This window comes from Umezawaea beigongshangensis, from assembly GCF_016464305.1.
Lineage (GTDB): Bacteria > Actinomycetota > Actinomycetes > Mycobacteriales > Pseudonocardiaceae > Umezawaea_A > Umezawaea_A beigongshangensis.
The window spans coordinates 770,261-778,095 of record NZ_JAEIOJ010000002.1; the positions used below are offsets into that span (position 1 = coordinate 770,261).

The window sequence follows — 7,835 nt, forward strand, 5'->3', positions numbered from 1 at the left end:
GATGCGCTCGTACCGCTCCTCCCGAGCGGTGCGAGCGCATCGCCGTCTCCGAGGACTCCCGCTCGTGCCGTCAACACCCCCGGAGCTGACGGAACGGGCGGGAGCGGCTCAGGACGCGCCGCCGCGGCGTTCCAGGAACACCGTGTCGCGCCACCGCCCGCGGTGACGGGCGACGCGCTCGCGCACCCCGAGGGTGCGGAACCCGGCCGAGTGGTGCAGGCCGACGCTCGCGCGGTTCTCCGGGAAGATCGAGGTCTGCAACGTCCACAGTCCGCCCGCGTCGGCGGCGGTGACCTGCTTGTGCAGCAACGACTTCCCCACTCCCCTGCCGCGAGAGCCCTCTCCCACGTAGACGGACGTCTCCGCCACGCCCGAGTAGCACTCGCGCGCGGACGCGGGTGAGGCCGCCGCCCAGCCCACCACCCGGCCGTCGACCTCGGCCACCCAGCGGTGCTCCGGCAACCACGTCGCGTCCAGGGTCCGGCGGGCGGGCACCTCGGTCTCGAACGTGGCGTCGCCGGTGGCGATCCCCTCGGCGTAGACGCGGCGGACCGCGGTCCAGTCCCGCGGTTCCAGGGCGCGCACGTGGACGTCCACCGGGAGGTCGGCCGGGCAGCACGGGCGGGGCGCCAGGACTCCCATCACCACGTCGGCCGCGTTGGGCAGGCCCGTGCAGCAGTCGGCGTTCACCGTCACCAGGGTCGCGGTGCCCTCCTTGCGCAGCAGGACGAAGCCGATGTCCGCGAGCTTGCGCACGTGGTGCGAGCAGGTCGACTGGCTGATGCCGAGCTGTTCGGTCAGCTCTCCCACGGTCACCGGCCGCCCGGCGGTGGCGACGAGGTGCAGCAGGCGCACCCTGGTCGGCTCGGCCAGGCAGCCGAACCAGTCCGCGTACGTCGCCGCGTCGGCCGCGGTGAGGGCCGCCGCTGCGGGGGCAGTGCTGGTCATGCACCCAGTATCGACCCGGATCATCGGTGGCGTCAATCGAGCGCGGTCGATAGATTCCGCTGCGCTGGATCGAGATGCCTCGATGAACGATCCGTCCGCTGTCGTCGTGGGGACGGGCCGGGCTGCCTCGCGGCGGCCCCTCTCCAGCGCCACGCGCTCGGTCGCGTCACCGTGTGCTCTCGCGGGGCTGGTCGACCAGCCCCGAGACGGTTCTCGGGGACGGGTCGGGGGTTCACCCGATCCCAGCGCGGTGCGGCGGAGGACGTGCTGCGTGGCATGAAGATCATCGCTCTGGCCGCGACGACTGTCACCGCGCTCGCCCTCACCGCCGGAACCGCGAACGCCGCGGAGTTCGACTTCACCGACTGCCCCGCTCTGCCCAGCGGCGCCGACCCGGCGGAGTGGCGCTGCGAGGTGCTCGAATCGCGGGGTGTCCTCTCCTTCGGCAACGTCCGCGACCTGCGAATGGGAGCCGTGCGGCTGACCTTCGCCGAGGGACGCCTCGACGGCGAGTACGCGCAGGTGTTCGGCGCGCTGCGGTCGAAGCCCGTGCGGGTGCCCGGCGTTCCCGGCGCGCGGGTCGCGCTGCGCTGCGGCGGCCACCCGGACTTCCTGTCCGACGACGAGCGCAAGGGCGAGATCGACCTCGCGATCACGGTGAGCGGCCCGCTGCTGCCGACGGGGTGCACGATCGGCGACGAGGACGATCCGATCCGTTCGGTGCTCCAGCCGGTCGGGGAGACCGAGGTCGTGTCGCAGGACCCGCCGACGCTCCGGTTCGCCACGGTCGACGAGCAGCTGGGGTTCCCGGCGAGCGACTGCGGGCGCTGGACGGGGCTGCTGGACCACCGCCTCGGTCTGCCCTCGCCGTCGGGTGCGAACGTGCTGGAGCAGACCACCCACGTGCAGCTGCGCTCGTACGAGAGCGCGTCCACCGTGAGCCGGTAGCCCTCGCCGCACGTAGTACCGGTCGTGGGCGGCGAGCGGGCGGAGCGGGAGCGACCGGCCGCGCGTGCCCGCGAACGCCCACGGCGAGCGGTTCTCCCACGGGTGAGCCGCGGTTACGCTGCCGACGTGGCCGGTCCCCATCCCACCCGAGGCGCGCTGCGGCGCGCGCGGGGCGGCGTGGCGGGGCTGGCCACCGGCGTGCTGGCGGTCAGCGCGCACGTCGGCGCGAACGGCCGGCTGCCGAGCGCCGCGCTGACCGTGCTGCTGATCGCGCTCGTGGCCTGGGCGGCGAGCGGGCTCGCCGGGTGCGAGCGCGGGCCGCGGGACATCCTGGCGCTGCTGAGCACCGGACAGGTCGCCGTGCACGTGCTGCTCACCCTGACCTCCCGCGACGCGCACGCGGCCCACCACGGGCACGGTGGCACGTCCGCCGAGGAGCCGGGGCTGATGGTCGCGGCGCACGTCGTCGCCACTCTCGCGCTCACCGCCGTGCTGACGTGCGCGGAGCGCGCGCTGTTCGCGCTGACCGCCGCGATCGGGTCCGTGCTGCCGCGCAGGCTCGCGCCGCTTCCCGCCACGGCGCCGCTGACGATCCTCTTCCCCACCGCGCCGCCGCCCCTCCCGGTCACCGGGGTCCTGCGGCGCACCGCGCTGTCCCGGCGCGGTCCCCCGGCACGGGGCTGACCCTCCCCCACCGCACCACCGCCGCACGCGCCGCGCCGTGGTGCCGCCCCGTGCCACCTCGACCCCCAGGGACAGATCCTCATGACCACGTCGTCACCTCCCGAGCCGTCACCTCCCGAGTCGCCGCAGTCCGAACCGGCGTCCGCACCGCGCGCCCCCGCGTGGCGCGGACTGGTGCTGCGCCTGCACTTCTACGCCGGTGTCCTCGTCGGCCCCTTCGTCCTGGTCGCCGCGCTGAGCGGTGTGCTCTACGCGCTCACGCCCCAGCTGGAGTCGTGGGTCTACTCCGACCAGCTCCGCGTTCCGGTGGGCGAGCAGCAGCTCCCGCTGTCCGAACAGGTCCGCGCCGCGCTCGACGCCGGGCCGGACGGCGACCTGGTCGCGGTCCGGCCCGCGCCAGAACCCGGCGACACCACCAGGGTCCTGTTCAGCGACGCGAGCCTCGGCGAGTCCGAGCGCCGCACGCTGTTCGTCGATCCCGGCTCCGGCGAGGTGGTCGGCGACCTCGTCACCTACGGCACCAGCGGGGTGCTGCCGCTGCGCACGACCCTCGACCAGCTGCACCGCAACCTGCTGCTCGGCGAGCCGGGCCGCCTCTACAGCGAACTGGCCGCGTCCTGGCTGTGGGTGGTCGCGCTGGGCGGCCTGGTGCTGTGGATCTCGCGCAAGCGGGCCGACCGCACCGCGCGGGAGTCCGTCCGCCGCCGCACCGTGCGGCGGCACGGCGCGCTGGGCCTGTGGGTGCTCGTGGGCGCGCTGTTCCTGTCGGCGACGGGACTGACCTGGTCGACCCACGCCGGTGAGAACGTCTCCTCCCTGCGCACCTCGCTGGGCTGGGCGACCCCCGCGCTGTCCACGGCCGGAGCAGGCGAGCACTCGGGCCACGCCGGACACGGCGACACCCCGGCCGACCCGGCGTCGCCGGAGACGGTCGACGAGGTGTTCGCCGCCGCGCGCGCCGCCGGGATCGACGGGTCGACCGTCGAGATCGCGCTGCCCGCCGAGGCGGGCGCGGCGTGGCGGGTGACCGAGATCGGCCGCTCCTGGCCCACGCAGGTCGACGCGGTGGCCGTGGACGGCGGCACCGGCGAGATCGTGGACGAGTTGCGCTTCGCCGACTTCCCGTTCGTCGCGAAGCTCGCCCGGTGGGGCGTCGACGGGCACATGGGCGTGCTGTTCGGCTGGCCGAACCAGCTCCTGCTGCTGGCGCTGGGCCTCGGCCTGGTCACGATGGTCGTGCTCGGCTACCGCATGTGGTGGCTGCGCAGGCCCACCCGCGCCACCGGCTTCGCGACGGGGCGGCCGGTCCCGCGCGGGCAGTGGCGCCGGGCACCGCGCGGCGCGCTCGTCGCCGCCGCGGTGCTGGCGCTGGCGGCCGGGTGGTTCGCCCCGCTGCTGGGCGTGAGCCTGGTGGCGTTCCTCCTCATCGACGTCCTGGTGGGTCTGCGGGCCGGGCGTGCCCGGTCGAAGCAGGAGATCGCCGCCGACTGAGCGCGCGACCGCATCCGGAGCGGGCGCCACGGGAACTCCCCCGTGGCGCCCGGAGAGTGGCGCCCGGAGAGCGCACCCGGAGAGCGCGCCCGGCAGCGGCCCCGCTCCCGGTCCGGCCGCACGGTCCAGGCCCGTGCGCCGAGGGCTCAGCTCCGCGGCGGCTCGACGCGCAGCACCGCGGGACCGGTGCGCAGCACGCCGTCGTCCAGGGCTTCGCAGCGCACGCCGCCGCGCCCGCGCAGCGCCCGGTGCGCTCCGGGGGCCAGCACGACGTTCATCCAGCCGCACGGGCTGGCGGGGCGGTGCGCCCGGAAGCGGACCGGGCCGTCACCGCAGTCCACGGTGAACACGACGCCGTCCGCGCCGCGCCGGGCGGCCAGGTCGTCGACGGGGAACCCGCGCAGCACGACGTTGCGCCGCGGCAGCAGCGGGTGCGGGGTGGCGGGCAGTTCCAGCTCGCGGGTGATCGCGTCCAGCGACTCCGCCGCGAACACGGTCACGGCGGCCCGGCGGTGCGCCGGACGCCCGTAGTACCGGTCGCCGACCAGGCCGAGGCCCGCGCGCACCTCGACGCACTCGCGCGCACCCGCCAGCGGATCGGCTCCCGGCCCGTCCTGCGGCCTGCCCTCGTAGGCGTGCACCGGGGAGACCAGCAGTGCCACGACCTCGACCGGAACCGGTTCACCCACGTCCGCGACACTACCCCGAGCGCCGGTAACATATTTTTGTTAACGTTGTTATATGCGCACCTCGAAGCTCGTCGCGGCCGGACTGCTGCTGCTCACGGCCGTTCTGCTGCTGACAGCTCTGCTCTCCCAGTCCGACCACCCCGCGGTGGGCGCCGTCGCGGCGGCGGTGTTCCTGCCGTCGTGGTACCTCGTCGCCGCGCTCGACGCCCGCACCGCCGACCGGCCGGTCCGCGCGCGGGTCGTCGCGTTCGGCGCGGTGTTCGGCGTGCCCGCGGCCGTCGCAGCGGGAGCGTGGTTCGCCAGCGCGGCGGCGTGGGACGGCGGCCCGGTCGTCCACGGTGGACGGACCCCGCTGTTCCTCGCGGCCGGACTGCTGCTCTGGGCGGGCGTCGCACTGCTGACCGCGCTCCTCGGCGGCGGAGCGTTCTCCGCGACCGGGGAAGCCGCCGCGATCTTCGTGCCGCTGTGGACCCTGGTGTGCGTCGTGAACGCCGGGATCGGGGTCGTCGTCGCCGGGTACACCGTGCTGGAGGAGATCCCGGTCCTGCTGCTGAACACCGCCGTCCCGGCGGGCGTCGCCCTGGCGGCGTGGCGGACGTCCCGACGAGGCGCTTGACATCTGCCCGCGCTGCTCTACGTTCAACACACCCGTTAATCAACGAGGTGGTTGAACAGTGGCCCCGGATCGGCTCAGCGTCGTCGTCGCCGCGGTCGCGTCCCCCTCGGCCAGCCGGGCGATCCTCGCCCGGCTGGCCGAGGGGGACGCGACCGTCTCGGAGCTGGCGGCGCCGTTCCCCATGAGCCTTCCTGCGGTCTCACGGCACCTGAAGGTGCTGGAGCGGGCGGGGCCGATCTCCCGCAGTCGCTCAGCGCAGTGGCGGTCGAGCAGCTTGCGACCGGAACCGCTGCGGGAGGCGATGGACCGGGTGGAGGGCCACCGGCGGTTCTGGGACACCGGCTTCGACCGTCTCGACGAGCACCTGCGACGGACCGCGCAGCGACGACAGCAGCGAGATCAGCGGCCGGACCGGCCCGACACCGGAGGAACAGAACAGTGACCCAGCCCGAGACCACCACCGAACTCGTCATGACCCGCGTCTTCGCCGCTCCGCGGGCACTCGTGTTCGCCGCGTTCACCGACCCCGACCAGCTCGCGCGGTGGTTCGGCCCGGTGGGGTTCTCCGTCCCCCGCGACACCGTGGACGTGGACGCCCGCACGGGCGGTCACCAGCGGTTCACGATGGTCAGCGACGCGGACCCGGACTTCACGTCGCCGGTCGACGCCCGCTTCACCGAGGTCGTGGAGGACGCGCTGATCGTGGGCGTGGAGGAGGGGAGCGAGGGGTCCCCCCGCACGACCACGCGCGTCGAGTTCCACGAGGAGGGCGGCACGACGCGGCTCGTCCTGCGCCAGGGCCCCTACTCCGCGGAGGTCGTGAGCATGGCGCAGCTCGGCTGGGAGAGCTCCTTCACCAAGCTCGACACCCTGCTCGCCGCGTGATCGCGAGCGCGCCGTCCCGCCCGGCACCGCGGGTGGGACGGCGTCGCCGATCGTCGTCCACAGAGGACTGCGGGCGACGGCTGACGAGTTCTGAAGAAGATCCACATTAACACCGTCGCCCGCGGGAGCGCCGCCGGACTCCGCGAAGTCGATCTTCGCACGTGGCGGGCGGTGCGGCGGGAGACCGTTCGCGCCCGGACCGTCGCGGCGCAGGCAGGAGCACGCTGCGACGCCCCCCGCACGGCTCTAGACCCGATGGGTGAAAGCTCAATAGCCTCGGTCGCACACCACCCAGCGCCCCTCCAGGGAGTGTCATGACCACGGCCCCAGAAGTCCCCGACATCCTGTCGCCGGAGTTCGCCGCCGACCCGTACAGCGCCTACCGCGTCCTGCGGGAACGGGCACCTCTGCTGCACCACGAGGCGACGCAGAGCTACATCGTCTCGCGCTACGCCGACGTCGAACGCGCCTTCCGCGATCCGGTGTTCACCACGGACAACTACGACTGGCAGCTGGAACCCGTGCACGGCAGGACGATCCTGCAGATGAGCGGCCGCGAGCACTCGGTGCGGCGGGCGCTCGTCGCACCCGCCTTCCGCGGCTCCGCGCTGGAGGAGAAGTTCCTCCCGGTCATCGAGCGCAACGCCACCGAACTGATCGACGCCTTCCGCGACCGCGGCACGGTCGACCTGGTGCCGGAGTTCGCGTCGCGCTTCCCCGTCAACGTCATCGTCGACGTGCTCGGCCTGGACAAGGGCGACCACGAGGCGTTCCACCGCTGGTACACGGCCATCATCGCGTTCCTGGGAAACCTGAGCCAGGACCCGCGGGTGATCGCCGACGGGTTGCGCACCAAGGAGGAGTTCGCCGCCTACATGCTGCCGATCATCCGGGAGCGCAGGCAGAACCCCGGCGACGACCTGCTCTCGACGCTGTGCGAGGCGGAGATCGACGGCACGAAGATGAGCGACGAGGACGTCAAGGCGTTCTGCAGCCTGCTGCTCACCGCCGGGGGTGAGACGACGGACAAGGCCGTCGTCAGCCTGTTCAACAACCTGCTGGAGCACCCCGACCAGCTCGCCGCGGTGCGCGAGGACCGCGATCTCGTTCCGGCCGCGTTCGCCGAGACGCTGCGCTACAGCCCGCCGGTGCACATGATCATGCGCCAGCCCGCGGAGGACGTGGAGTTCTCCGGCGGCGTCGTGCCGGCCGGCAGCACGGTGACGTGCCTGATCGGCGCGGCGAACCGCGATCCCGAGCGCTACGCCGATCCGGACCGCTTCGACGTCTTCCGCGAGGACCTCAGCACCACGAAGGCGTTCTCCGCCGCGGCCAACCACCTGGCCTTCGCGCTGGGCAGGCACTTCTGCGTCGGCGCGCTGCTGGCCAAGGCCGAGGTGGAGGTGGGCGTCAACATGCTGCTGGACGCCATGCCGCAGGCGCGGCTGCGCGAGGGCTTCACCGCGGTCGAGCGCGGCGTGTTCACCCGCGGCCCCGGCGCGGCTGCTCGACACGATGGCCGGTCCCGCCGCGCGGACGCGGGTCTGGCACGGCATCACCGGGGCGCGCGCCGT

Annotated in this window: 9 protein-coding genes; 7 read left to right on the top strand and 2 right to left on the bottom strand. The window is 73.9% G+C overall.

The genetic code is table 11. The features are described 5' to 3' along the window. Positions 1-108: 108 nt before the first annotated feature. Positions 109-948, bottom strand: a complete 840-nt coding sequence (locus IMZ35_RS08085; RefSeq protein ID WP_199440264.1) for a helix-turn-helix domain-containing GNAT family N-acetyltransferase — start codon at positions 946-948, stop codon at positions 109-111. Between the two features lie 276 nt (positions 949-1,224). Between IMZ35_RS08085 and IMZ35_RS08090 the strand changes: the two genes are divergently transcribed. From IMZ35_RS08090 to IMZ35_RS08100, 3 genes are all read left to right on the top strand, one after another. After that, positions 1,225-1,896: a hypothetical protein gene (locus IMZ35_RS08090; RefSeq protein WP_199440265.1), complete on the top strand. Its 672-nt coding sequence runs from the start codon at positions 1,225-1,227 to the stop codon at positions 1,894-1,896. A gap of 126 nt (positions 1,897-2,022) precedes the next feature. Further along, positions 2,023-2,580 carry a hypothetical protein gene (locus IMZ35_RS08095; RefSeq protein WP_307867854.1) on the top strand — a complete coding sequence of 186 codons (558 nt, stop codon included), beginning with the start codon at positions 2,023-2,025 and terminating at the stop codon, positions 2,578-2,580. Positions 2,581-2,661: 81 nt separating this feature from the next. After that, positions 2,662-4,071, top strand: coding sequence for a PepSY-associated TM helix domain-containing protein (locus IMZ35_RS08100; protein WP_199440266.1), 1,410 nt, complete (start codon positions 2,662-2,664; stop codon positions 4,069-4,071). Between the two features lie 146 nt (positions 4,072-4,217). Here IMZ35_RS08100 and IMZ35_RS08105 read toward each other — a convergent pair whose 3' ends face one another. Further along, positions 4,218-4,760 carry an MOSC domain-containing protein gene (locus IMZ35_RS08105; protein WP_199440267.1) on the bottom strand — a complete coding sequence of 181 codons (543 nt, stop codon included), beginning with the start codon at positions 4,758-4,760 and terminating at the stop codon, positions 4,218-4,220. Positions 4,761-4,812: 52 nt separating this feature from the next. Here IMZ35_RS08105 and IMZ35_RS08110 point away from each other — a divergent pair, with 52 nt between their 5' ends. From IMZ35_RS08110 to IMZ35_RS08125, 4 genes are all read left to right on the top strand, one after another. After that, a complete protein-coding gene (locus IMZ35_RS08110) occupies positions 4,813-5,376 on the top strand; it encodes a hypothetical protein (RefSeq protein ID WP_199440268.1) in 564 nt (187 codons plus the stop codon). Positions 5,377-5,434: 58 nt separating this feature from the next. Beyond that, a complete protein-coding gene (locus IMZ35_RS08115; protein WP_199440269.1) occupies positions 5,435-5,818 on the top strand; it encodes an ArsR/SmtB family transcription factor in 384 nt (127 codons plus the stop codon). Continuing rightward, the gene (locus IMZ35_RS08120; protein WP_199440270.1) at positions 5,815-6,261 is read left to right on the top strand and encodes an SRPBCC family protein; all 447 of its coding nucleotides are present in this window, start codon (positions 5,815-5,817) and stop codon (positions 6,259-6,261) included. Before IMZ35_RS08115 ends, IMZ35_RS08120 begins: the two co-directional genes overlap by 4 nt. 314 nt (positions 6,262-6,575) lie before the next feature. Further along, on the top strand, positions 6,576-7,835 hold a 1,260-nt coding region (locus IMZ35_RS08125), incomplete at its 3' end, for a cytochrome P450 (RefSeq protein ID WP_199440271.1).

Excerpts from the sequence above, each read along its gene's own strand:
- IMZ35_RS08085 (WP_199440264.1), bottom strand. The coding sequence starts at position 948 with ATGACCAGCACTGCCCCCGCAGCGGCGGCCCTCACCGCGGCCGACGCG.
- IMZ35_RS08090 (WP_199440265.1), top strand. The coding sequence starts at position 1,225 with ATGAAGATCATCGCTCTGGCCGCGACGACTGTCACCGCGCTCGCCCTC.
- IMZ35_RS08100 (WP_199440266.1), top strand. The coding sequence starts at position 2,662 with ATGACCACGTCGTCACCTCCCGAGCCGTCACCTCCCGAGTCGCCGCAG.
- IMZ35_RS08110 (WP_199440268.1), top strand. The coding sequence starts at position 4,813 with ATGCGCACCTCGAAGCTCGTCGCGGCCGGACTGCTGCTGCTCACGGCC.